23 protein-coding genes are annotated in these 22,360 nt (G+C 61.1%); 5 read left to right on the top strand and 18 right to left on the bottom strand.

Annotation, left to right across the window (positions count from 1 at the left end; translation table 11 throughout):
- Window positions 1-26: 26 nt before the first annotated feature.
- The 3 genes from ACEWPJ_RS15440 to ACEWPJ_RS15430 all read left to right on the top strand — a co-directional run bounded on the left by ACEWPJ_RS15440 (window position 27) and on the right by ACEWPJ_RS15430 (window position 2,223).
- Window positions 27-590 (top strand): TetR/AcrR family transcriptional regulator, encoded by a 564-nt coding sequence (locus ACEWPJ_RS15440; protein ID WP_416514012.1) that lies wholly within the window; start codon window positions 27-29, stop codon window positions 588-590.
- Window positions 591-781: 191 nt separating this feature from the next.
- Window positions 782-1,420, top strand: a complete 639-nt coding sequence (locus ACEWPJ_RS15435) for a VPLPA-CTERM sorting domain-containing protein (protein ID WP_416514011.1) — start codon at window positions 782-784, stop codon at window positions 1,418-1,420.
- A 131-nt stretch (window positions 1,421-1,551) separates the two neighbouring features.
- Complete coding sequence (locus tag ACEWPJ_RS15430; RefSeq protein ID WP_416514010.1) at window positions 1,552-2,223, top strand: outer membrane protein; 672 nt, start codon at window positions 1,552-1,554, stop codon at window positions 2,221-2,223.
- Between the two features lie 6 nt (window positions 2,224-2,229).
- Here the strand turns inward: ACEWPJ_RS15430 and ACEWPJ_RS15425 are convergent, their stop codons facing one another.
- From ACEWPJ_RS15425 to ACEWPJ_RS15355, 15 genes are all read right to left on the bottom strand, one after another.
- The gene (locus ACEWPJ_RS15425) at window positions 2,230-2,874 is read right to left on the bottom strand and encodes a DUF2461 domain-containing protein (protein ID WP_416514009.1); all 645 of its coding nucleotides are present in this window, start codon (window positions 2,872-2,874) and stop codon (window positions 2,230-2,232) included.
- On the bottom strand, window positions 2,871-3,227 hold the full coding sequence (locus ACEWPJ_RS15420) for a TfoX/Sxy family protein (RefSeq protein WP_416514008.1): 357 nt from the start codon (window positions 3,225-3,227) through the stop codon (window positions 2,871-2,873). Before ACEWPJ_RS15420 ends, ACEWPJ_RS15425 begins: the two co-directional genes overlap by 4 nt.
- Before the next feature lie 24 nt (window positions 3,228-3,251).
- The gene (locus tag ACEWPJ_RS15415) at window positions 3,252-3,638 is read right to left on the bottom strand and encodes a VOC family protein (RefSeq protein ID WP_416514007.1); all 387 of its coding nucleotides are present in this window, start codon (window positions 3,636-3,638) and stop codon (window positions 3,252-3,254) included.
- 63 nt (window positions 3,639-3,701) lie between these two features.
- A complete protein-coding gene (locus ACEWPJ_RS15410; protein ID WP_416514006.1) occupies window positions 3,702-4,934 on the bottom strand; it encodes an RNA polymerase sigma factor in 1,233 nt (410 codons plus the stop codon).
- Entirely contained in the window at window positions 4,931-5,308 is a 378-nt protein-coding gene (locus tag ACEWPJ_RS15405; protein ID WP_416514005.1) for a YciI family protein, read from the bottom strand. Before ACEWPJ_RS15405 ends, ACEWPJ_RS15410 begins: the two co-directional genes overlap by 4 nt.
- A gap of 91 nt (window positions 5,309-5,399) precedes the next feature.
- The gene (locus tag ACEWPJ_RS15400; protein WP_416514004.1) at window positions 5,400-6,527 is read right to left on the bottom strand and encodes a Gfo/Idh/MocA family protein; all 1,128 of its coding nucleotides are present in this window, start codon (window positions 6,525-6,527) and stop codon (window positions 5,400-5,402) included.
- 2 nt (window positions 6,528-6,529) lie between these two features.
- Window positions 6,530-7,582 carry a sugar phosphate isomerase/epimerase family protein gene (locus ACEWPJ_RS15395; protein WP_416514003.1) on the bottom strand — a complete coding sequence of 351 codons (1,053 nt, stop codon included), beginning with the start codon at window positions 7,580-7,582 and terminating at the stop codon, window positions 6,530-6,532.
- Window positions 7,579-8,649, bottom strand: a complete 1,071-nt coding sequence (locus ACEWPJ_RS15390; RefSeq protein WP_416514002.1) for a LacI family DNA-binding transcriptional regulator — start codon at window positions 8,647-8,649, stop codon at window positions 7,579-7,581. Before ACEWPJ_RS15390 ends, ACEWPJ_RS15395 begins: the two co-directional genes overlap by 4 nt.
- A gap of 8 nt (window positions 8,650-8,657) precedes the next feature.
- Entirely contained in the window at window positions 8,658-10,277 is a 1,620-nt protein-coding gene (locus ACEWPJ_RS15385) for a dihydroxyacetone kinase subunit DhaK (protein ID WP_416514001.1), read from the bottom strand.
- A gap of 12 nt (window positions 10,278-10,289) precedes the next feature.
- The gene (locus ACEWPJ_RS15380; RefSeq protein ID WP_416514000.1) at window positions 10,290-11,285 is read right to left on the bottom strand and encodes an ABC transporter ATP-binding protein; all 996 of its coding nucleotides are present in this window, start codon (window positions 11,283-11,285) and stop codon (window positions 10,290-10,292) included.
- Window positions 11,278-12,375, bottom strand: coding sequence for an ABC transporter ATP-binding protein (locus ACEWPJ_RS15375; RefSeq protein ID WP_416513999.1), 1,098 nt, complete (start codon window positions 12,373-12,375; stop codon window positions 11,278-11,280). The genes ACEWPJ_RS15380 and ACEWPJ_RS15375 overlap by 8 nt, the downstream gene beginning before the upstream one ends.
- 3 nt (window positions 12,376-12,378) lie before the next feature.
- A complete protein-coding gene (locus ACEWPJ_RS15370; protein ID WP_416513998.1) occupies window positions 12,379-12,567 on the bottom strand; it encodes a hypothetical protein in 189 nt (62 codons plus the stop codon).
- Entirely contained in the window at window positions 12,564-13,502 is a 939-nt protein-coding gene (locus ACEWPJ_RS15365; RefSeq protein ID WP_416513997.1) for a carbohydrate ABC transporter permease, read from the bottom strand. The genes ACEWPJ_RS15370 and ACEWPJ_RS15365 overlap by 4 nt, the downstream gene beginning before the upstream one ends.
- Window positions 13,499-14,446, bottom strand: a complete 948-nt coding sequence (locus ACEWPJ_RS15360; RefSeq protein ID WP_416513996.1) for a carbohydrate ABC transporter permease — start codon at window positions 14,444-14,446, stop codon at window positions 13,499-13,501. Before ACEWPJ_RS15360 ends, ACEWPJ_RS15365 begins: the two co-directional genes overlap by 4 nt.
- A 92-nt stretch (window positions 14,447-14,538) precedes the next feature.
- Window positions 14,539-15,858 carry an ABC transporter substrate-binding protein gene (locus ACEWPJ_RS15355; RefSeq protein ID WP_416513995.1) on the bottom strand — a complete coding sequence of 440 codons (1,320 nt, stop codon included), beginning with the start codon at window positions 15,856-15,858 and terminating at the stop codon, window positions 14,539-14,541.
- A 259-nt stretch (window positions 15,859-16,117) separates the two neighbouring features.
- On the opposite strand from ACEWPJ_RS15355, the gene ACEWPJ_RS15350 reads away from it, so the two are divergent.
- A complete protein-coding gene (locus ACEWPJ_RS15350; protein ID WP_416513994.1) occupies window positions 16,118-17,194 on the top strand; it encodes a hypothetical protein in 1,077 nt (358 codons plus the stop codon).
- Window positions 17,195-17,233: 39 nt separating this feature from the next.
- On the opposite strand, the gene ACEWPJ_RS15345 is transcribed toward ACEWPJ_RS15350, so the two are convergent.
- The 3 genes from ACEWPJ_RS15345 to ACEWPJ_RS15335 all read right to left on the bottom strand — a co-directional run bounded on the left by ACEWPJ_RS15345 (window position 17,234) and on the right by ACEWPJ_RS15335 (window position 19,725).
- Window positions 17,234-17,707: a copper chaperone PCu(A)C gene (locus tag ACEWPJ_RS15345; protein WP_416513993.1), complete on the bottom strand. Its 474-nt coding sequence runs from the start codon at window positions 17,705-17,707 to the stop codon at window positions 17,234-17,236.
- A 70-nt stretch (window positions 17,708-17,777) separates the two neighbouring features.
- A complete protein-coding gene (locus tag ACEWPJ_RS15340; RefSeq protein ID WP_416513992.1) occupies window positions 17,778-18,146 on the bottom strand; it encodes a hypothetical protein in 369 nt (122 codons plus the stop codon).
- Between the two features lie 52 nt (window positions 18,147-18,198).
- Complete coding sequence (locus ACEWPJ_RS15335; protein ID WP_416513991.1) at window positions 18,199-19,725, bottom strand: trimethylamine methyltransferase family protein; 1,527 nt, start codon at window positions 19,723-19,725, stop codon at window positions 18,199-18,201.
- 182 nt (window positions 19,726-19,907) lie between these two features.
- Here ACEWPJ_RS15335 and ACEWPJ_RS15330 point away from each other — a divergent pair, with 182 nt between their 5' ends.
- On the top strand, window positions 19,908-22,319 hold the full coding sequence (locus ACEWPJ_RS15330; RefSeq protein ID WP_416513990.1) for a GcvT family protein: 2,412 nt from the start codon (window positions 19,908-19,910) through the stop codon (window positions 22,317-22,319).
- Window positions 22,320-22,360: the final 41 nt, after the last annotated feature.

Raw genomic sequence — 22,360 nt, 5'->3', positions numbered from 1 at the left:
AAAGCAAGATGAATTATTCAGAGGCCATGACCAGCAGGAACGCCAAAGTCCTCGACGCCGCGAAAAAGGTGTTTGCCCGCTATGGCGTTGGCAAGACCACGATGAACGACATCGCACGCGAAGCCGGCGTCGCGCGGCAGACGCTTTATAATGCCTATCCGGGCAAGGACGAGCTGCTGCGCGCCACGGTTCAGCATGTCGCGGACGAGATCCTTGGCGCGGTCACAGCCGCTTGGGAGGACGCGGATACGCTCGATGAAAAGCTCGACATTTTCTTCAGGCTCGGCCCGCTCGGCTGGTATGACCTCGTGCAATCCTCGCCTGACGTGGCAGAGCTGCTGGACGGTGTCCATACCGTCGCGCGAGAGGAGCTTTCCGTCGCGCATGAGCGTTGGACCGCGCTGTTCGCGGACCTGCTGCGGGATCATGTCCCGGACGGCGGCGCCTCCGGTCTTCCGGTCGATGACATCGCGGAATTTCTGTATTCCGCCAGCACCAACGCGAAATACAACGCCGAAAGCCGCGTCGTTCTGGAAAAGCGGCTCGCGGTTCTGAAATCCTCAGTCCTTGCGTTGCTGGGCCGCTCCTGAGGCGGAAACAGTCGCAGGCCCACATCGCATTTGTTTACAATTCTCCAACCGACTTTCGCGCTGCGGTAGCGAAATGACGTAAATCCAGGAAAACCCCCGTGATTTCGTGGCGCTGCTCAGCCGATCCGTGGCACAATGCGCGGATATATTAGCGCGCGACAGTATTTTAAAAAGTTGAAGGAATTTTTCCTATGTTTTCCACATTCAGAAAGGCTTTGCCGTTCTTATTCATTGCCCTTGCCCCCGCAGCCAATGCCGCGACCTATGATATCAACGGCGTTCTCGACTATAGCGCGAACGGCTTTCGGACCAGCTTGTTCCACAGCCAGACCTGCGGACGCATGTGCGGGTATGAGGTCGAAGACCCGACCAGCGCCACCGGCACATGGGATAGCGTCACCGGCGCGCTCAGCGCGACGATGAACCTGTTGCACGGCGGCTATGTCAGCATCACCGGCAACCTGTTGATGAGCGACCGGGGCGATTCATCGCTCGGCTTTCAGGGGCTTTATACGGACACACCGCTTAGCTTCGCATTCTCGCCCGACTCGCAATATGGCGCGACGACCATGGGCTTTTCCTTCATGGATCGCTGGCACAACGGCGAGGCCAACGGGCTTGGCAACGGGATGATCAGCCTTTGGGGCGACAACGGGAATTGGAGCCAGCAGAACTGCCGCCAGCAGGGTTCCGAATGCGTTGGTGTCGACCTGCGGCTTCAAGTGTCGCCTGCGCCGGTTCCGCTCCCGGGGTCCATCGGCTTCCTGATGGCTGGCATGGGCGGTTTTGCCTATCTGCGGCGCAAGAAAAAGGCGGGGGCGACGGCGTAACCATACGCTCCATACGTTTTGGGGCTGGCCATGCGGTTTGGTCGGCTCTAAAGGGTATTTCGATCATTCACGATCAGTCCGCGTCGCATTTCAGGTGCGGATTAAGACAATTTAAGAAAAGGATTAACACGTTGAAACGCTTTCTGTTTCTGATGGTTATTGCCGCCGGATTTGGCACTGCAGCCCACACCGAAACCCCGAATGTTGATTGGAGCGGTTTTTACGTCGGCGGAACGCTTGGTTTTGGCGCCGGGGATTCCGAAAACTGTGACGAAGACCCCTGCGTCGGCGGTGCGCCGTTCTTTCCGCAGACAAACCCTGAAGGTGCGGTTGCCGGTGTCACGGTCGGCTATAACTTCAATCTTGGCAGCAACTGGGTTGCCGGGGTCGAGGCTGACTATTCCTTCGCCAACATGAGCGGCACGTCGGTCAACACTGTGACCTTCGGTTGCGGCGACGAATGCCGGACCGAGATCGGATCATTCGCGACGCTGCGCGCGCGGGCAGGCTATGCGTTCGGAAATTTCCTGCCCTACGCGACAGTAGGTGCGGCGGTCACGAAATACGACAACAGCTTTGCGATCCCGGTGCTTGAGGCGAGCTCCTCAACCGAAATCAGCCCGGTGATCGGCGTAGGCGTGGAATACAAACTGCGTCCGAACTGGTCGGTGAAGGCGGAATATCTGCATATCGCGGACCCCGGTGTGATCCGCTACGCGCCGTCAGAATGCACTCCGCCGGGCTGTGCAGTGCGCAACAACCAGTATGACGTGCTACGTATCGGGTTGAACTATCACTTCTAAGTGGTGTCAGACCCCACGCAGATAATCGAATAACGGCCGCATCGAGGTGAACTCTGCCACGGTGCGGTCGGGCAAATCGTCACCAATCGCTGCGCTTCGATCAAGGTCGCGCCACGCGGCGATGCCCTTGTAGCGTAGCAGTTCGGCATGGGGATGGTCCTTGTCATAGCCGGCTGGCACACGCTTCAGCGCTGGCTCGCTGATCCGGGCACCGGATGCCTCAAGATCGCGAAGCATCGCGGCAATCTTGGCCCCGTCCGCGCCCACCACACGGGCGCGGAAATCCTCAAGCATCTGCTTGCCAAACCCGAAGATACCGACGCCAAGCGACAAGTTTTTTAGCCCCAGCCCGAACATCCAAACGGGCGGAGTCTCCTGCCCGGTATCCGGCGCAAACGACATGTGGACATGGGTGTTATACGGCGTCTTGTCTTTGGAAAACCGCACGTCACGGTGGATGCGAAATAGCTTGGGGGTATGGGTCAGGCCGGTCATTGCCTCAAGCGCGGCTGCGGTTTGGTCGCCGAACGCCAGCGCGGGGGCTTTGATCTCGGCCTCATAAATCGCCTTATGGTCCTTGAACCAATCGCGGTCGTTATGGGCGCTGAGGTCGTCAAGGAAACCGAGCGTTTTTCGTGTGAAACCCGTCATTTCGTTGCTCCCGTGTTCGGCGGCAACGTCCCGATATAGCCGAGCGCCATCGACACCCAATCGCTGAGCGCTGTGTCATCAACTTCATCACAATCGATATACACAAAGCCGTGCATCTGCCGCGTGCCCATCACCGCGCGGGCCGCGCCGGGTCGGGAAAGGGCGGCAGCCTCTTGATCCTTGCCGACGCGGAACATGAAGCGGCGCAAGCCGTCCTTGTCCTCGCGGCCCCCGCCAAGCATGTGGCCGCCGACCATGAAGATCACACCGCCCATCATGCGCTTTTCCTCGACATCCGGCAGACCGTCGAGCGCGGTGCGCAGCCGTTCGGCAAGTTCTTCGTCATAGGGCATGGTCGACCCCCTTTGCTGTCACGCTCAGCTTTGCATGCTTTCATAGGTGATGATAGCAAACCGCGCGCCCTGCGGGTCAAGCAGCGTGGTCATCCGCCCGACGCCCGGCATATCCATTGGCCCCGCGATCACCGTCGCCCCGGCCTTTTCGGCCGCTTTGGTCCGGGCATCCACATCTTCAACCGTAAAGAAAATCGTCCAGGATCCGCTGTCTTCTGGCATTGGGGAAAACCCACCAATCGGAGTGTCGTTGACCGCAATGGCGGAATAGCTCGATCCGTCCTGCATCGGTAGTTCGGTGATCGTCCAGCCCAGAACGTCACTGTAGAACGCCTTGGCCTTGGCGCTGTCGGGTCCGGCGTGGCCGATCCATCCGGCGCTTCCGGGGGTGGTCATTGTTGAATCTGGCATGGTGTATGCTCCTGTTGATATGAGCCTAGGACGCCCGGGCAGGGCGCAACCCGACATCTCCGGTCAAATTTTTCTAAGCGTCGCGATTTTGGCGTCGAGTGCCTGCAGCTCAGGCGCTGTCGGATCAAGGGTGCGCGCGGCTTCAAGCGCGGCGATTGCGGCGTAGGTCTGCCCCAACTCCGCCAGAAACGCCGCCCGCGTAGTGTGGAGCCAGCGATAGGTGGCAAGATCATCCGCCACTTCGTCAAGCATCGCGAGCGCTGCCGCTGGCCCTTGCGCCTTGCCGACGGCGACTGCTTGGTTCAGGCGGACCACCGGCGTCGGCTGCACGCGATAGAGTGTTGCATAAAGCACCCCCAGCCGCGCCCAGTCCGTCGCCTCATCTGACGCGGCAAGCGCGTGGACCTCAGCGATTTCGGCCTGCAACAGATAGGGGCCGGCCACCCCGTGCCGCCGCGCCTTGGTGACGAGGTGCTGTGCCTCTGCGATCATATCTCGGTTCCATAACCCCCGATCCTGCTGGTCGAGCGCGACAAGCGCCCCGTCATCGTCAACCCGTGCCGCATGGCGGGCGTGCTGATACAGCAGCAGCGCAAGCAGCCCCATCTGTTCAGACATGCCGGGGTAGAGGGTGAGCAGCAGGCGGGCGAGCCTTACCGCCTCATCACACAGGGTCAGCTTGATCTGTTCCGCCCCGGTGGACGCGGACCAGCCTTCGTTGAACATGAGGTAAATCATCAACGAGACTTCCCGCAGGCGGTGATGACGTTCCTCAAGTTGCGGCGGGTCAAAGGACACCGGGTTCGCGGCGATGGTCTTTTTCGCGCGGGTCAGGCGTTGTTCCATCGTCTTCGGCTTGACCAGGAAGGCATGGGCGATTTCCGCGACGCTCAGCCCAGCGACGACCTTCAGCGCCAACGCCAGCTGGTCCTGCCGGGTCAGCGCCGGGTGGCAACAGACGAACAGCAACCGCAGCACGTCATCGCGCAACCCGTTCTGGTCGATCATTGCAATCAGATCGTCCTCCGGCATGTCGCAGGGCGCATCATCCACCGGCAACGCATCCTGTCGTTTGACCTTGCGCAGCCGGTCGATCCCGGCGTTGCGGGCGACGAACAGCAGCCACGCGAGCGGATCATCCGGCGGGCCGGGTTTCGACCAGCGCTCAACGGCTTTCAGGCACGCCTCGGCGAATGTTTCCTCGGCCAGATCGATATCGCGGAACTGCCGCGTCAGGGCGGCGATGGCGCGGGGCCGGATGTCGGCAAAGCGGGCCGACAACCAGTCTTGCGTCATGACTCCTCAGACGCGAACATTCCGCCCGCCCAGTTGACCGGTCGCACCTCGATCTTGGCGTAGGGGGAGGACAGGTAGCTTGCGTATTTGATCGCCTCGTCGATATCCGCGAATTCTGCGATATAAAGGCCGAGGAACCGTTCTTTCGTTTCCGCAAATGGCCCATCGACGACGAGCGGGGGCGAGTCGATCTCTGCCACAGGCTTTAGCGTGACGGCGTGGGATGTCGGCATCAGCCGCGCCGTGGCGAACGGCCCGCGTTCATCAAGCGCCCGCTGCAAGGCGCGGTGCCCTTCCATGAAGGTTTCCCGGACTTCTTCGGGCAGCCGGTCATATGCGCCTTCTTCGCCGTAGATCATAAATGTGAAATGCATCTGAAAACTCCGCCGGTTACGCTGGTTCGCCCCTAGGACGCCCCAGCGTAGCGTTTCCCGACAGGTCAGGGGATTTTTTCTGCGCGGGCAGCTAGCGGAACGTCACCCACGCCGCATCTCGGGCCGAGGATCGCACGCAGGCATCGACGAATTGCACGCCTTTCAGGCCATCACGGATCGTCGGATAGGTGACGCCATCGGGCAGGGGGGTCCCGTTGCGCTTGGCGATGATCGCTTCGGCGGCTTCGGAGTAGATGTTGGCGAACCCTTCCAGATACCCTTCGGGGTGGCCGGGGGGCACGCGGCTCATCCTCGCGGCGGCGTCGCCTGCGCCCGCCCCGTTCCGGGTAATCAGGCGCTTTGGTTCGCCAAACGGCGTGTGCCAAAGGTAGTTCGGATCCTCCTGCGCCCATTCAAGACCGCCCTTGTCGCCATAAACCCGCAGCCGCAGCGCATTTTCATTGCCGGGGGCGACTTGACTGCACCAAAGCATTCCGCGCGCACCGCCCTGAAACCGCAACATGACATGGGCATTGTCATCAACGGGTCGCCCCGGCACATGCGCCTGGATATCGGCGGCGAGGCTTTCAAGCTCCAACCCCGTCACGAAGCAGGCGAGGTTGAAGGCGTGGGTGCCGATATCCCCCGTCGCCCCGCCCGCGCCTGACCGTTCCGGGTCCGTCCGCCATTCCGCCTGTTTGAAGTCCTGATGCTCGGTCAGCCAATCCTGCGGGTATTCAACCTGCACAACGCGGATATTGCCGATGTCGCCGCTTGCCAGCATTTCCTTTGCCTGCCGCACCATCGGGTAGCCGGTGTAGTTATGGGTCAGCACGAACAGCGCGTCTGACGCCTCCGCTGCTTTCACCAGTTTCTTCGCGTCGGCGAGGGTTGATGTCAGCGGCTTGTCGCAAATGACGTGGATACCGCGTTTCAGAAACTCCCGCGCGGCGGGGTAGTGGACGTGGTTGGGTGTGACAATCGCCACTGCCTCAATCCCGCTTTTCAGTCGCGCTTCGCGGATCGCCATCTGTTTGAAGTCGTCATAGATGCGGGGCAGGCCAAGCGCCTCGCCTGACGCGCGGGCCTTTTCCGGCGTTGACGACAGCGCCCCCGCGACGAGTTCATAGCGGTCGTCGATGCGCGATGCGATGCGGTGAACGGCGCCGATAAATGCGTCATTGCCGCCGCCGACCATACCAAGCCTGATCCGTGTCATCGTCAAATTCCCAGCATTTTACGGTTCGCGGCATCGTCCGTGCCGCCATCGGCAAAGTCGTCAAACGCCCGTTCCGTCACGCGGATGATATGGTCGCTGACGAATTGCGCCCCTTCGCGTGCGCCGTCTTCGGGGTGCTTCAGGCAACATTCCCATTCGACCACGGCCCAGCCGTCAAAGTCATTCGCTGCCATCTTCGAAAACACCGCGGCGAAGTCGACCTGACCATCCCCAAGGCTTCGGAACCGTCCGGCGCGATCAACCCACGACTGATAGCCGGAATAGACCCCCTGCCGCCCGGTCGGATTAAATTCAGCATCCTTGACATGGAACATCCTGATCCTATCCGCATAGACATCAATATTGTCGATGTAGTCGAGGCATTGCAGCACATAATGCGAGGGATCATACAGCATGTTGCAGCGGGCGTGATTATCGACCCGCTCAAGGAACATTTCGAACGTCACGCCGTCATGCAGGTCTTCGCCGGGGTGGATTTCATAGCAGATGTCGACGCCGCAGTCGTCGGCGTGGTCGAGGATGGGCCGCCAGCGCGTCGCAAGTTCGTCAAACGCGGTTTCGATCAGGCCGGCGGGCCGCTGCGGCCACGGATAGACATAGGGCCACGCCAGCGCGCCGGAAAACGTCGCGTGTGCGCCGATCCCCATGTTTTTTGATGCGGAGAGCGCGAGCTTTACCTGCTCGACCGCCCATTCCTGCCGCGCCTTCGGGTTGCCGTGAACCGAGGGGTCGGCGAACCCGTCATACGCCGCGTCATAGGCCGGATGCACAGCGACTAGCTGGCCTTGCAGGTGGGTCGAAAGTTCCGTCAACTCAACGCCGTTTTCCTGCGCCTTGCCTTTGAAGTCGTCGCAATAATCCTTGGACGACGCGGCTTTGGAAAGGTCGATCAGCCGCGCGTCCCAGCTTGGCACCTGCACGCCCTTGTAGCCGCAATCGGCGGCCCATTTGGTGATCGCGTCCCATGAGTTGAACGGCGCGTCATCGCCTGCGAACTGCGCTAGAAACAACGCTGGTCCCTTGATGGTTTTCATTCGATCCTCCTTGCTGGCGGCATGTTTTCTTTCAGATAAATGTCGATCCGAATGCGTTCCTGCGTCGGGTTGAACGGCGCGTCATCCGCAGTCGCCCGCAGCAGCCGCACCGCGCTGCGCACCAGATGCCCGGTGTCCTGTGAAATGATCGCGTCGAATACCCCGGCTGTCAGCGCATCCCGCGACAGCGGCGTCAGTTCGTGGCCCACGACGATCACCTTCTGATCCAACCCCTGCGCCCGCAGGAACTGCACCAGCCCACCGTTCCCGGCGGCTGACGAATAGATGCCGCAAATCCGGTGGTTCTTTTCAAACACCGCCGGAAGCAGGTCCAGCAGCAGGTCCGGATCGTCGCGCCCTTCGAGAGAGGGGAGCACTTCGAACGATGGAAACTCCTCTGCCATCACCTCATCAAATCCGTGGCGACGTTCCAGATGATCGCGGGCGAGGCGCGACCCGGTGATGACGAGGATTTGCCCTGCGTCGCGCGCCGCAAACCGCCCGATCAACTGCGCCGCCGTCTTGCCCGCCTGCACGTTGTCAATGCCGACAAAATGGTCGCGCGACGTGCTGGGGAGGTCTGAGACGAGCGACACGACCGCGACGCCCTTTTCCTTCACCTTCCGCGCCGCGTCGCGGACCGATGGCGTTTCCGGGCCGAAAATCGCGATGCCGTCAAATTCCGCGGGGTCCACCGTGTCGATGATCCGCACCAGTTCTTGCGGATCGAACGCCGGTGCCTTCACGGTCGACAGACGTGTGCGTTCGATGCTGAGCCGTTCGGATTGGGCCGCGATTTCAGCTTCAAGTGCTGTGACAAATTCGTTGTTGGTTTCTGGCAGAATAAACAACAGGTTATAGATCCGTCGCCGGGCCAGGTTCGCCGCCGCGGTGTCGCGCACATAGCCAAGTTCCCGAATCGCCGCGTTCACCCGGTCAATCGTCACACGCCGCACACCGGGCCGCGCGTTCAGCACGCGGTCAACCGTCGCAAGGCTGACCCCGGCGACGCGGGCAATGTCGTTGACCGTGGGTTTCTCGGTCTTGTCTGCGACGGTCTTTGTCAACGCGCCTCCTATCCGATGTTGTGGACGAGTCCTTCGAACACGCGGGCGATGGCTTCGGCCCCCGGATCGTTATGGCCGAGCAGGTTTTCTTCGGGGACATAGGCCGCGCGCCCGGCCTTCGCCGTGCCGATTTTGGCGGTGGCATCTGCCCCAGCGCGGGCGGCCTTCGCGGCGGCACCGATCCCGTTCGGCAAGGCGTCCAGCGCGGGTTCCAGCGCGTCGATCATCGTGCGGTCGCCCCTGACCGCGCCGCCAACCTCGCTGACCCGATCAAGGCCCGCGCGCAGCGCTTCGGGGATCGTCATGCCACTGGCGCAGGCATCCCCCGCAGCCCCGAAATAGATGGCGAGGATCACGCCGGACGATCCGCCCATGGTCTGGCTGAGTTCATTCCCAAGCGCCGGAAAAAGTTGCGTAAGGTCCGCAAGCGGCATCCGATCCATCGCCCCTTTCAACGCCCGCGCGGCCCCGGCGAGCGTGCTGCCGGTGTCACCGTCCCCAGACTTCGCATCGAGTTCATTGAGCGACCCTTCCGACTCGATCAGCAGATCGCAGATCCCCTCAATCGTCGCGCGGGTTTCCGGGCTGTCGGATGGGATCGGCTTGATCGGCGTCAGACCGTCCGGCAGGGCAGAGGTTTCGACCTTGTTGATTGCCTGCATCGCGGGCCAAGCCGCAAGATCGACAGGCGCCTGCATCGCGGCAACCCAGTCGGGCCTTGCCGGCAGGGTCGATACCGAAAACCCGTGCATGTCAAGCGAGGTCATTAGGGGCGCCGGGCCGACGATATGGTCAAACCCGGCCCCCGACGTGGCAAGTTCGTAGGCCAGCACCGACATTTCCAGCGGCGTGGTCGAGCCGAGGCTGTTCAGCAGCACGATCCGCGATTTGGCGTCATCGCCCGACAACTTTTTCAGCACCGTCGTCATGGCCGACCGCGCGCTGTCGAACGCGACCTGTTCCACTCCGGCCTCGCCATGAATGCCAAGGCCAAGTTCGGCCATTCCGGGCTTGATCCGGTTTTCCTTGGCGGACCCCGGCACGGTACAAGTGTCAAGTGACATGCCAATTGATCGCACGGCGGAAATCACATCGCTCGCCTTCGCGGCAACATCGGCCAGCGCGTCGCCGGCCTCGGCCGCGGCCCCGGCGATCTTGTGGACGAACAGCGTGCCCGCCACGCCGCGCGCCTGCGGCAGGTCCGGCAGCGCGATGTCGTCGTCAACGACGACCATTTCAACACGACGGCCCAATGCGCGGGCGCGTTCCGCCGCAAGGCCGAAGTTCAACCGGTCGCCGGTGTAGTTCTTGACGATCAACAGGCATCCCGCATCCCCCGTAACCGCGAGGATTCCCGCCAGCACAGCCTCGACCGAAGGCGAGGCAAAAACATCGCCGCAGACCGCCGCCGTCAGCATTCCGCGCCCCACGAACCCCGCATGGGCCGGTTCGTGCCCCGAGCCGCCCCCTGAGATCAACGCGACCTTTGATTTGTCCCAGTCGGCGCGGTAAACCACTTTGATATGCGGGTAGCCGTCCAGCCGCTTCAACATGCCGCCAGACGCGGCGAGCACGCCGTCGATCGCCTCTGTCACCAAGCTGTCTTTCGCGTTCAGAAACTGTGCCATCGTGGTGCCTCCCTAAGAAATGCGCGTGCCGTCAGCGGCGAAGAACAGAGGGTTTCGCGGCGAAACCTTCACGGTCGAACCCACCGGATAATCGGTCCCTGCCGTGGCAATCGTGGTTATCGCGTGACCCTCTAGCGTCAGATGCAGACGGGTCTGGTCGCCCAGATGTTCGACGCGCTGAACCTCTGCCGGTTTGCCTTCGCCTTGGCGGATATTCTCGGGCCGCAACCCGATTTTCTGACCGCTGTTCCGGCCTGCATCAAACAGATCGGCGGGCAGGATGTTGATGCGCGGCAGGCCAAGGCGGCTGGCGACATAGATGCTTTTCGGGTCTTCGTAGATTTCGCGTGGGGTGCCGAATTGGACGAGCTTTCCATCGTGCAACACGCCGACATGGGTGGCCATGGTCATCGCTTCGATCTGGTCGTGGGTGACGTAGAGCATCGTGGCCCCAAGGCTCGCCTGAATGCGCTTCAGTTCCACCCGCAGATCATTGCGCAATTTCGCGTCGAGAGAGCTAAGCGGTTCATCCATAAGGTAAATCGAAGGGTCGCGCACCAGCGCCCGTCCGATGGAAACACGCTGCATCTCGCCACCCGAAAGCTCCGTCGCTTTGTTGTCGAGCTTGTGGGGGATCTGCAAGATCTCCGCCACCTCAGCGACACGTTTCTTGACCTGGTCGTCGGGCGTTTTCAGGATCGGAGAGCGAAGCGGAAACGCCAGATTATCTCGCACGCTCATATGCGGATAAAGCGAGTATTGCTGGAACACCATCGCCACATCGCGCTGCGCCGGGGTTTCGGAATTGACCTTGCGCCCGCCGATGAAGATTTCTCCGGCATCGAGTGTTTCGAGACCTGAGATCAGGCGCAGCGTCGTGGTTTTGCCAGCCCCCGTGGGGCCAAGCAGGACAACGAATGCGCCATCGGGGATCGTCATCGACAGGTCGTCAATCGCAACGTCCTTGCCGAAGCTCTTGCTGATGTTCTTCAGGACGACTTCAGCCATGGGCGACGACCCCTTCGTTCAGGGCAGAGGGCAGGGCCGCCCCGCTTTCCGCGTCAAACAGCGTGATCGTTTCGGGTTTGAAGTCGAGGCCGACGGACTCCCCCACCTTCACCGGCTGGTCGGCATCGACGCGGGCCTTTAACTCTCCGTTGCCTGAATCAAGCGTGATGATCTGCGTGGTGCCAAGGTATTCGGTCGCGAGAACCCCGGCCCGAAGCCCACCGCTATCGGACAGGCGAACGTGTTCCGGGCGGACGCCGAACACCAGCTTGCCGCCAGCATCTGTGTGCTGTTTCGGCACGGCGTAGGTCGCGCCGTTCATCGCAACGCGCGCACTGTCCTTTTGGATTTGCCCGTCAAAGTGAAGGAAATTCATGGACGGCGAACCGATGAAATCCGCGACAAACATGGTCGCGGGCTTATCGTAAATCTCTTGCGGCGTGCCGAATTGTTCGACCACGGCGTTATTCATGACAACGATCTTGTCACCCATCTGCATTGCCTCAAGCTGATCGTGGGTGACATAGACGGTTGTGGCGTTCATCCGGTCGTGCAGCGCGCGGAGTTCTTCGGCCATGTGTTCGCGAAACTCTGCATCAAGCGCGCCGAGCGGTTCGTCCATCATGAACGCCTTGGGGTCGCGGACGATGGCGCGGCCAAGGGCCACGCGCTGGCGATCCCCGCCGGACAGACCACCAACGGGCCGATCCAGAATATCGTTTATGCCAAGGATATTCGCGACCTCGGCCACCTTAGCCTTTACGTCGGCCTTCGCCATGCCCTGACTGACCAGCGGATAGCTGATATTGCGCCGCACGTTCATGTGTGGGTAAAGCGCGAACATCTGGAAAACGAAGGCGATATCGCGCTTCGACGGGGGCTGCTGGCTGATCTCTTCTCCGTCGAGGTAGATTTCGCCCGAGGTCGGCAGCTCCAGCCCCGCGATCATCCTCAGCGTCGTGGTCTTGCCGCAGCCGGAGGGGCCGAGCAGCATGAAGAACTCTCCGTCCTTGATGGTGAAGGAACTGTCGCGCACGGCGGTGAAGTCCCCGAAGGTCTTGCGCAGGTTCTTGATGACGATCTCTGCCATGCGCTACTCCGGGAAATGGCTGACGACGATGAACATCACCGTGCCGATCAGCGTAACAATGAAGGAATAGGTGAAGCCCCAAAGCACAAAGGGCTGCATCAGCATGAAGACACCGAGGGCGATCAGGATGGTCGCCACCAGTTCCCACGGGCCGCGTCTGAGGCGGAGAAGACCGTTGATGAAGTTGCTCATTTCCGCACCGCCCCGAATGTGATTCCGCGCAGCAGGTGTTTGCGCAGCATGATGGTGAAGATCATCACCGGGATCAGGAAGATCGTAGCCCCCGCCGCGACCGCTGGCCAATCAAGCCCGCCAACGCCGATGATGGTCGGGATGAACGGCGGCGCTGTCTGCGCCGTGCCTGAAGTCAGCAGAACCGCGAAGGCGTATTCGTTCCATGCAAAGATCAGGCAGAAAATCGCGGTTGAGGCGATGCCCGTTGCCGCCTGTGGCAGCACGACTTTGTAGAACGCCTGAAACCGGGTGTAGCCATCGATCAGCGCCGCCTCTTCATATTCTCGCGGGATTTCGTCGATGAAGCCTTTAAGCAGCCAGACGGCAAGCGAGATGTTGACCGCCGTGTAAAGCAGGATCATCCCCAGATGCGTGTCCGACAGACCAAGATTGCGATACATCAGGAAAATCGGGATCGCCACGGCAATTGGCGGCATCATTCGCGTGCTGAGGATGAAGAATAGCAGATCGTCCGCCAAGGGGATCTTGAACCGACTGAAACCATAGGCCGCAAGCGTGCCAAGAAAGATCGACAGGAAGGTTGAGCCAAAACCGATAATAACCGAATTCAGGAACCGCTCGCCGAATTTCGACGGGCCAGCGATGACCATGTCGTATTGGCGCACGATTTCCTCATACCAAGTTTCCGGCGGGTTCGCGGCGAGGAACTCGTCGGTCTGCCGGGTGCGCGTGGTAAACAGGTTCACGTAACCTTCAAGCGTCGGTTCAAACACCACCTTTGGCGGGTAGGAGATCGCATCGGCAGGCGTCTTGAACCCCGTCAGCATGATCCACGCCAATGGGATCATCGTGATCAGCGCATAGACAATGACCAAGGTGCCCGCGATCCACTTGGCGCGTTTGGTAGGTTCGGTGACGGAAAAACTGCTCATCTTTCTTTCACCTTGTTCAGCGCTTTGACGTAGATTGAGGCGAGGCCGAAGACCGTCACAAACAATATGATCGCGTAGGCCGAGGCATAGCCGGTGCGCCATTTCTCAAATGCCTCGCGCTTGAGGTTGATCGAGGTCAGCTCGGTCGTCGATCCCGGTCCACCGCCGGTCAGTTGCACAACCAGATCGAACATCTTGAAGTTCTCGATCCCCCGAAAAAGCACGGCGAGCATCAGGAACGGCAGCACCATCGGAATGGTGATCGTGAAGAACTGGCGCAGTTTTGAGGCGCGGTCGATCTCTGCCGCCTCATAGATGTAATCGGGAATACTTCGCAGCCCCGCAAGACAGATCAGCATGACAAAGGGCGTCCACATCCATGTATCGACGATCACGATGGACCACGGCGCAAGGCTGACCGAGCCGAGCATTTCAAAACTCGACGGGTCTTTGCCGGTGAACCAGCCGACGATGTAATTAAACAGCCCGATTTGCGGCTGGTAGAGGAATTTCCAGAAGTTCCCAACCACAGCCGGGGACAACATCATCGGCAACACGATGATCGTTGTCCAAAGATCGTTCCCCTTGAATTTCTTGTTGATGAGGTAGGCGAGCGTGAAGCCGATCAACACCTGAAAAAAGATCGTCCAGAACAGGAAATGCGCGGTGGCCTGCATGTTCAGCCAGATGTCGCTGTCGGTCAGGATGCGTTCATAGTTGCGCAGGCCGACATTCTTGATCTCGCGCCCGGCACGGTTCGCCTTGAAGTCGGTGAAGCTGAGGTTGATCGTCCAGATCAGCGGGAAAATGTTGATCGCCAGCAGCAGCAGGATCGTTGGGCCGACGAACAGCCACGCGATGGCCCGGTCGCTTAGCCCGCGAACCTTGCGGGCGATGCCGGGCGGGGTCGCTTCGGCGGCGCGGGTGATGGGGGTGTCTGACATCGGGCGCAACTTCCCTGTGGTGAGGCGGGCGCAGGCGCCGCCTTACCGTTGGAGAGAGTGTAGGGCGGGCAGGATGCCCGCCACCACTTTGCTTACAGTTTGCCTTCGTCCTCGAAGACTTCGGTCCAGTCCTCGATCAGCTTGTCCAGCGCTTCCTGCGCGGTGCCCTGATCGGCGACGACGTAGTCATGCATTCGTTTCTGCATCGCCAGCAAAAGTTCGGCATAGGCCGGTTCCTGCCAGAAATCCTGAACGTCCTGCATCGCGACAAGGAAGTCGCCGGCGAAGGGCGCGCTGGCCTCAAACCCCGGATCTTCGAGCACCGCGTTATGGGCCGAATAACCGCCAAGATCCCACCATTTTTGCTGCACCTCGGGCTGGGCAAACCACTTGATGTATTCAAGCGCTGCGTCCTGCTTGTCGGAGTAGCTGACGACGGAAATGCCTTGGCCGCCGAGGGTCGATCCGGCCTGGTTCTGCGGCGGATTCACGAAGAAGTCGATCTTGTCCCCACCGACATCCGGGTCGGCGTAAAGGCCGGGGAAGAACGCAAACCAGTTCATCGCCATCGCAACCTGACCGGATTTGAACGCATCGAGCGATTCACCCATGTAGCTGTTGGTGTAGCCCGGCGGCGTCGCTGTTTCGTAGAATTCCTTGTAGAACTCCAACGCCTCGACCGCTTCGGGTGAGTTCACGGCACCTTCCATGTCATACGATCCGGGTTCGTTTTCATATTTGAACCCCCAAGGATAAAGTGCGCCGGTGATACCCATCGTGATCCCTTCAGAACCACGCTCGGTAAAGATCGCCGCGCCGTAGACGGTGTTTCCGTCAATCTCGCGCCCTTGGAAGAACTGGGCGATTTCCAGCAGCTCTCGCTGGCTCGTGGGTTCGGCAAGCTCACGGCCCGTCGCTTCCATAAAGGCCGCTTGGATGTCTTCGCGTTCGAACCAGTCCTTGCGATAGAACCAGCCGTTCGCATCCCCCATCGCGGGCAGGGCATAGTAGTTCGGCGTGCCTTTAGGCCAAGTCGAATAGGCGTAAACGGTTGCGTCAGCAAAATCGTCCATGCTGATGCCGCTGCTGTCAAAGAAATCGTTCAGCTTTACGTAATGGCCGTTTTCGGCACCACCGCCGATCCACTGGCTGTCCCCGATCAGCAGGTCGCACAATTGCCCGCCAGAGTTCAGCTCATTCAGCATCCGGTCGGCAAAGTTGGGCCACGGCACGAACTCAAAACTCATCGTGTGGCCGCTTTCGGCTTCGAAATCCTTGGATAGTTCGACGAGGGCATTCGCCGGGTCCCACGCCGCCCAGCAAAGCGTCAGGTCTTCGGCTTGAGCTGTGCTGACCATGCCTGTTGCGGCAATGGCCAGCGCACTGGCAGTCGCTAATTTATAGGTTTTCATATCATCCTCCCATGGGCACTGCGTCGCTTTTCAGGTCGTCGCCCGATTCGCCCGAGTGCTGAAGAAATGGTAAATGAGGCACGTACCTCTCGTCTACAAATTTTTGATGAACGTACATCAGGAATGATGAATGCGCGTTAATTTATTCGGGTTTCAAGCGATTTTGGAGGGTCGCTGAGTCACCTCTCATCGCTCAACGTTTCGCTTTGATCAAAACCGATGTATTTTGCGCATAAGACCCAAAGGGTGACCAAACTCTATGCAGAACCCAGATGATCCACCGCCAAAATCGCCCTATGACCCGGAGGAGACTCCGGAAGAAGAATTGTGGTTTCTGCCCGACCCAGAAGTGGGGGAGGCTGAGCGGGATCAGGGCGCGAATTTGCCGTGGCCGGTCGCGGATCGGGAACGCGGCGACGCAGGGGCATGGCAGGGGGCAGAACGAACGCTCGCCGTGGCGCTAGCGCGGGCGGCGGGGGCGTTCGGGGCGCTGGATGATCGGCTGAAACGGGTGCATCGCGGCATCCGCGAACGGGCGGTTCTGATGCAGGTGGCAGAGCTGAGCTGGCAGTTGGGCGACCGGCTGTCGGCGGACCGGATCGCGCTGTATCTCGCCGCGCGGATCACGCGGGCGGGGGATGACATGCCCGCCTTTGCCCGCGCCGGATGGGCGATGCGGCGTCTGTCAGACGGGCAACCTATCAGCACCGATGGACTGGCCGATCTGCTGGGCCGCGCCACGCTCGACGATGCGACTGCCCGCGATTTGGTGGACCGTCCGCAAGGGGCGGAGTTCGCGGCGTTGGAGGAGCGGTTCTGGTCCTCCCTGTCTGATCTTGCGGAGTCTCACCCCATCACGCGCGGTGCCTATGCGTGGCATCTGTGGCACCAGCTTGATCTGTCGGGCGAGGCCGCGCGGATCGAAGGCGCGGTGGTCGCCGCAAAGATCGGCGCGGGAACCCCTCGCGGCGCGCGGGAGGGGGCAGGGTTTCTGCCCTTCGCCGGAATACCGATGGCCGGGTCGGTCGAGGCGCGGCTGAGCAGTTTCTATCAAGGCGCCGAAACCCAATGCCTGCGCATGTTGATGGAACTTGACCGCATCGCCGCGTGGGAAGCGCGGGCGACGGCGGCAGTATCGGACCTTTCAGGGCGCACTCCGGCGCTGCTGATCACAGCCTTTGCCAATTGGCCGATGCTATCGGCTGAGGCGTTAGAGCAGCAAACCGGCGCATCCCGCGCGGCGGTTCAGCGCAACCTTAACCGTCTGGCAGACCGCGACCTGATCCGCGAAGTGACCGGGCAGGGGCGTTTTCGCATGTGGGCTGCGCGGGTCTGATCGGGCGGCCAGATTAGCATCCGCCACCCGACCATTGCATCAGTTGGTGGTGCTGTGGCTGCTGCCGTGTTCCGTCGTGCGTTCTTCGACGTTGAACATTACCTCAACCTCGCCCGAGTTTTCGAAGACGAGCGTTGCGGGGATCTCTTCGCCGATCTCGAACGGATCACCGCCAAGGCCCATGAACATAATGTGAAATCCGCCGGGTTCCAGCGCGACGGTTTCGCCTGCCGGAATGTCGATCGCGTCAACGTGCATCATCTTGGCGATGCCGTCTTTTTCTTCGGTGGTATGAAGTTCAACCTTCGGGAAATCGGCGCGAACCGCGATCAGGCGGTCGTCTTCGGTGCCATTATTCGTGACGGACAGAAAGCCGCCGCCGGTCATTGCGGTTTTGGCGGTTTCAAAGGCCATCGGGTGGTTGATCGTCAGTTCACCAGCGATGAATTCATCGGCGTGGGCCATGCTGAAACCAAGGGCGAGTGCGGCTGCGGTTGCGAGAATCTTTTTCATGACTTTGGTCTTTCATAGTGTCGGGCGCGGGAATTCCGCCGCCTTTGTGATCGTTTTGGAGTGCTAGGCGTCAGGCGCGCGGTGGTGCGCGGGCACCCCAGCTTGGATCACGTATGAAAGATCGGTGTTCGGAATGGTCGGTTGCCGTCAGATGACGGGCATTGCCAAGATCGACCTTGGTCGCTGAATCGGTGGTCGAGGGCAACACGGCGGCGCCGATTAGGCGGCAGGCTTCGCAAACCTGCCCCGACGGGTGCAGCGGATCGTCAGGATCGCCGCAAAGGTCGGCAAAAGCGCCGCCTGCTTCAAGATAAGCCAGCAATCCGGCATCCAGCGTCGGCGGGCCAAGGCGATGCGCAAAGCCCGACGTCGCCATCCCGCAAATCAGCGCGAGGGCGACCAGAAGCCTTGCAAAAATGGGCCGGACGATACCAGTCATGCCGCCGTTCTAGGCGCAATCTGAAGCAAGCGCCAGCCACCATTTCGTCGCATTATTCGAGGATGTTAAACGCCGCGCGGATCGCCTTGTTTTGTTCGGCCGACAGGTAATCGGGACGATGCGTCGCCAACACCGCGCGGGCCTTGGCGCGGGCCAGCCGCCAGGCGTCGGGCGCACCCTTGTCGGCCCATGTCTGGGGCGTGTCGCGGTCGGCAAGGTCGGGATAGAAATAATCCCGCTCCATCGCGGCAAAGGTGTGCCGGCCACCAAGGAAATGCCCTTCGCCCAGCACCGCGTCGCAGATGGCGTCAAACCCTAGGTTTTCTTCGCTAACCTCGATCCCCCGAAGCGCCCGGTAGGTGTTTGAGTGCATTTCATCGTCAAGCACGAACGCCTCAAAACTCGCGCCCAACAACGATGCGGTCATGCCGGAGCTTTCGTAGATCAAGTTGCCTCCGGCAAGGCCAGCGGCGAGCGATGTCATGCCCTTTTCAACGCCATATTGCGCGTCGATCGCCTTGGCGTCGGTCATCGACGCCGCAACGCCAGATGGCAGGCCCAGCCAGTTTGAAAGCTGTGCGGACGCGGCGTTCAGCACCGCGATCTCTCCGCCGCCGCCGGCGAACGCGCCGGTTCGAAGGTCGATCACCAGCGGCCAGTTGGAAAACACCATCGGATGACCAGGTTTCAGGATATTGACCATCACGAGGCTCGCCAGCGTTTCGGCAAGCGATTGGGCGAGGAACCCGGCCAGCGTCGCGGGGGCCGTGGCACCCGATTGCGCCGCGGTAATGCACGACATCGGGATATTGTGGCGGATACATTCAAACACCACCTCAACCGCATCCGCGCCGAACCGCATCGGGGAAATCACCGGGCTGATATGGGCCTTGACGAACGGGCGACGGGCGAACGCACCTTCGCCCCCGGCGGCAATGTCGAACATCTGCACGATGGGCGCGACGTGTTCGGCAAGGGTAAAGGCAGTGGCGACAGGCTTTGTCGTGTTTTTCAGAAGCGCGTAGGCGGTGTTCACGTCAAGGTCGAAGGGGTCCGGCACGTCGGTCGCGATGCAGCAGCGGGTGAACCAGCTTACATTGGTCAGCGTGTCCTGAAGCCGGGTGAAATCATGCAAATCGCGCAAGGTCGATGGCCGATACACCCCGCTATCAAGGTCGAGCGTTTGAACCGCCGCGCCGCCGGTGCCGAAGTGAACCCGGTTGCCGCCGACGTCGATTGAACGATCCTCGTCCCGGCCATGAAAGACGAACTGCTTGGCGGCTTTGTCGATCGCGTCCTCAACAAGCGTTTGGGGGAGGAGGATGCGCCCCGCGCCGTTGTCGACTGCCCCGGCAGCGGTTAGCAGGTCGGCAAGGGCCGCGGGTGTTTCGCCCATCCCAAGCTCCGCCAGCAACTTCAGCGCCGTGTTGTAGATCGCGCGGAGATCAGGATCGCTGAGCGGCTTATATGCGCCGCCGCTCTGACCGGGGGCGGCTGGGTTGATCGCAGGCGGCAGCGCCCGTTTCGCCATCCGTTCACGGCGGCCCGATCTTCTTTGCGGCGGTGAATCCTCTGCCATTGGCTGGCCCCTGCATCATGCCCGTTCAGTTGACCCCGGAAGCCGCGACCTGACAAGCATGTTGTCGCCCACGTGCACAATTCCCGAAGGTGGATTTCGGGAAAAAAGGAACTTTACCGACGGTATTGACCAATGCGCTGATACCGTGACTGATAGCAGGTGAAACCCGGCGGAGTCGTCAGATGAAAACGCAAACCAGGGTGGTGGTGATCGGCGGCGGGATCGCCGGATGCTCGACGCTTTATCATCTGACGCAGGAGGGGTGGAGCGATGTCATGCTGCTTGAGCGGGATGAACTGACATCAGGCACCACTTGGCATTCCGCCGCGCAGGTGACGAATTTTGGGATGAACCAGACGATGGTGGGGCTGAAGTCGCACTCCATCGCGCTTTACAAGGAGCTTGCCGAAGACCCGGATTACCCCATCAATTACCACCACGGAGACGGCGGTATCCGTCTGGCCAACACTCAGGCACAGATGGACGGATACCGCCACTTCGCGTCGATGGCGCGGGGCATGGGGGTGGAGTTTGAGGTGATCGACGCCGCCGAATGCGCGCGGCGGCACCCGTTGATTTCGACGGACAATCTGCTTGGCGGGCTGTGGGACCCGATGGATGGGGACATTGACCCGGCGCAGCTTTGCCAGGCGCTCGCCCGCCGGGCGCGGAACGCGGGGGCCGAGGTGCATCGCCACACGCCCGTGACAGGGCTGACGCAGCAAGCTGACGATAGCTGGATCGTCCACACCGACAAGGGCGACATCCGCGCCGAAATCGTCGTCAACGCCGGCGGCTACCGCGTTAACGAAGTCGGCGCGATGATGGGGGTGCAGCACCCGGTCGCCTCGATGGAGCATCAGTATTTCCTGACCGAACCGATTCAGGCGATCATCGACGCGGGCCATCGGATGCCGCTGCTGCGTTGTCCGATCAGCGACTATTACTGTAGGCAGGAAAAAAACGGGCTGCTGCTCGGGTTCTACGAACAGGACTGTAAAACATGGGGCATGGACGGGATCGACCCGAACTTCGTCAATGCCCTTTGCCCCGACGACCTTGACCGCGTGACCGACGTGCTGGAAGGAGCGTTCGCCCGGATGCCCGCGCTGATGGAGGTCGGAATTCACACCGTCGTCAACGGCCCGATCACCTACACGATCGACGGCGCGCCGCAGGTCGGGCCGATCCCCGGCAAGCGCAACGCCTTCTGCATCATCGGGTTGCGCGCGGGGCTTGGCGAAGGCGGAGGGCATGGCTGGCTGCTGGCCCAGCAGATCGTGCACGGAGAGGCGTGTTACGACACATGGTGCATCGACCCCCGAAGGTTCACCGGGCATGGCAATGTCGAGCTGACCGCGCTGAAGGCGGTGGAGGATTACCAGAACGAATTCCGCTTTCACTTTCCCCACGAACACCGCCCGGCGGGACGTCCCGCAAAGACGACCCCGCTGACGCCGATCCTCGCGGCGGAAGGGGCGGAGTTCACCGTCGTGAACGGCTGGGAGCGCGCGGATTACTTCAAACCGACGCCGGATTTCACCGAAACCCACAGCTTCAACTTCACCGAAGCGTTCGACGTTATCGCTGCAGAGGTGGCAAGCGTTCAGAACGGCGTCGGACTGGCCGAAGTGAATGGCTTCAACCGGATCGAACTGACGGGCAGCGGGGTGCATGATTTCCTCGACCGGATGATCTGCGGAAAGGTGACGCGCAAGTCGGGGCGGGTCGGCCTTGGCTATCTGCTGAACCACCACGGTATGCTGAAGGCTGAGGCGACGATCGCCAACCTTCCCGATGGCCGGATCTGGTATGGGTCTGCCGCTGCCGCCGAATGGCACGACATGGACTGGCTGCGCGGGCATCTGGGGGACGAGGACGTAACGCTCAGGTCACTGACGAACGATTGGACGATCCTCGTGCTTGCGGGGCCGAAATCGCGCGACGTCATGCAGGCGGTCAGCCGGGCCGATTGGTCGGCAGCGGCATTCCCGTGGCTGTCGGTGCGGGAGTGTTTTATCGGCATCGCCCCGGCGGTCGTCATGTCGGTCAGCTTTTCGGGCGAACTTGCTTATGAAATCCACGTTCCGAACAACCAGCTTTACGCCGCCTACCTCGCACTCCGCGCGGCGGGAGAGGCGCATGGGATGGCCCTGTTCGGCGCGCGCGCGGTAGAATCGATGCGACTGGAAAAGGGGTATCTGCACTGGAAAGCGGATATTCTGACCGAATTTGATCCCTATGAAACGGGGCTGGACAGGTTTGTGCGGGATGGGGGCGATTTCATCGGGAACGCCGCGCTCGCGAAACGGAAGGGTAAGCCGTCGCGCACGCTCGTGACGCTTGCGGTCGATTGCACCCACGCCCCCGCGCATGGCGGGGCGTCGGTGATGCTGGATGGCGCGGTGATCGGCACCGTGACCTCGGGCGACTGGGGGCATCGGGTGGGTAAGAACCTTGCCTACGCGTTCGTTGTGCCGGAATTTGCGGCAACGGACACCGCGTTCACCATCGACATCCTCGGCGAGCTGATCTCCGCGCGGGTGATTGAACGATCCCCCTACGACCCGAAAACGCTCCGCCCCCGCGCATAAACGAAATCGACCATTTTCCCCCGCAACGGATGGTGTAAAAC

Source organism: Aliiroseovarius sp. YM-037, assembly GCF_048060095.1.
In the GTDB taxonomy this organism is placed as follows: domain Bacteria; phylum Pseudomonadota; class Alphaproteobacteria; order Rhodobacterales; family Rhodobacteraceae; genus JBLUOA01.
This window is presented reverse-complemented; position numbering and strand designations above follow the sequence as displayed.

Coding starts and splice junctions, on each gene's coding strand:
- ACEWPJ_RS15440 (WP_416514012.1), top strand. CDS start 27: ATGACCAGCAGGAACGCCAAAGTCCTCGACGCCGCGAAAAAGGTGTTT.
- ACEWPJ_RS15435 (WP_416514011.1), top strand. CDS start 782: ATGTTTTCCACATTCAGAAAGGCTTTGCCGTTCTTATTCATTGCCCTT.
- ACEWPJ_RS15425 (WP_416514009.1), bottom strand. CDS start 2,874: ATGACGGGTTTCACACGAAAAACGCTCGGTTTCCTTGACGACCTCAGC.
- ACEWPJ_RS15420 (WP_416514008.1), bottom strand. CDS start 3,227: ATGCCCTATGACGAAGAACTTGCCGAACGGCTGCGCACCGCGCTCGAC.
- ACEWPJ_RS15415 (WP_416514007.1), bottom strand. CDS start 3,638: ATGCCAGATTCAACAATGACCACCCCCGGAAGCGCCGGATGGATCGGC.
- ACEWPJ_RS15410 (WP_416514006.1), bottom strand. CDS start 4,934: ATGACGCAAGACTGGTTGTCGGCCCGCTTTGCCGACATCCGGCCCCGC.
- ACEWPJ_RS15405 (WP_416514005.1), bottom strand. CDS start 5,308: ATGCATTTCACATTTATGATCTACGGCGAAGAAGGCGCATATGACCGG.
- ACEWPJ_RS15400 (WP_416514004.1), bottom strand. CDS start 6,527: ATGACACGGATCAGGCTTGGTATGGTCGGCGGCGGCAATGACGCATTT.
- ACEWPJ_RS15395 (WP_416514003.1), bottom strand. CDS start 7,582: ATGAAAACCATCAAGGGACCAGCGTTGTTTCTAGCGCAGTTCGCAGGC.
- ACEWPJ_RS15385 (WP_416514001.1), bottom strand. CDS start 10,277: ATGGCACAGTTTCTGAACGCGAAAGACAGCTTGGTGACAGAGGCGATC.
- ACEWPJ_RS15380 (WP_416514000.1), bottom strand. CDS start 11,285: ATGGCTGAAGTCGTCCTGAAGAACATCAGCAAGAGCTTCGGCAAGGAC.
- ACEWPJ_RS15375 (WP_416513999.1), bottom strand. CDS start 12,375: ATGGCAGAGATCGTCATCAAGAACCTGCGCAAGACCTTCGGGGACTTC.
- ACEWPJ_RS15370 (WP_416513998.1), bottom strand. CDS start 12,567: ATGAGCAACTTCATCAACGGTCTTCTCCGCCTCAGACGCGGCCCGTGG.
- ACEWPJ_RS15365 (WP_416513997.1), bottom strand. CDS start 13,502: ATGAGCAGTTTTTCCGTCACCGAACCTACCAAACGCGCCAAGTGGATC.
- ACEWPJ_RS15360 (WP_416513996.1), bottom strand. CDS start 14,446: ATGTCAGACACCCCCATCACCCGCGCCGCCGAAGCGACCCCGCCCGGC.
- ACEWPJ_RS15355 (WP_416513995.1), bottom strand. CDS start 15,858: ATGAAAACCTATAAATTAGCGACTGCCAGTGCGCTGGCCATTGCCGCA.
- ACEWPJ_RS15350 (WP_416513994.1), top strand. CDS start 16,118: ATGCAGAACCCAGATGATCCACCGCCAAAATCGCCCTATGACCCGGAG.
- ACEWPJ_RS15345 (WP_416513993.1), bottom strand. CDS start 17,707: ATGAAAAAGATTCTCGCAACCGCAGCCGCACTCGCCCTTGGTTTCAGC.
- ACEWPJ_RS15340 (WP_416513992.1), bottom strand. CDS start 18,146: ATGACTGGTATCGTCCGGCCCATTTTTGCAAGGCTTCTGGTCGCCCTC.
- ACEWPJ_RS15335 (WP_416513991.1), bottom strand. CDS start 19,725: ATGGCAGAGGATTCACCGCCGCAAAGAAGATCGGGCCGCCGTGAACGG.
- ACEWPJ_RS15330 (WP_416513990.1), top strand. CDS start 19,908: ATGAAAACGCAAACCAGGGTGGTGGTGATCGGCGGCGGGATCGCCGGA.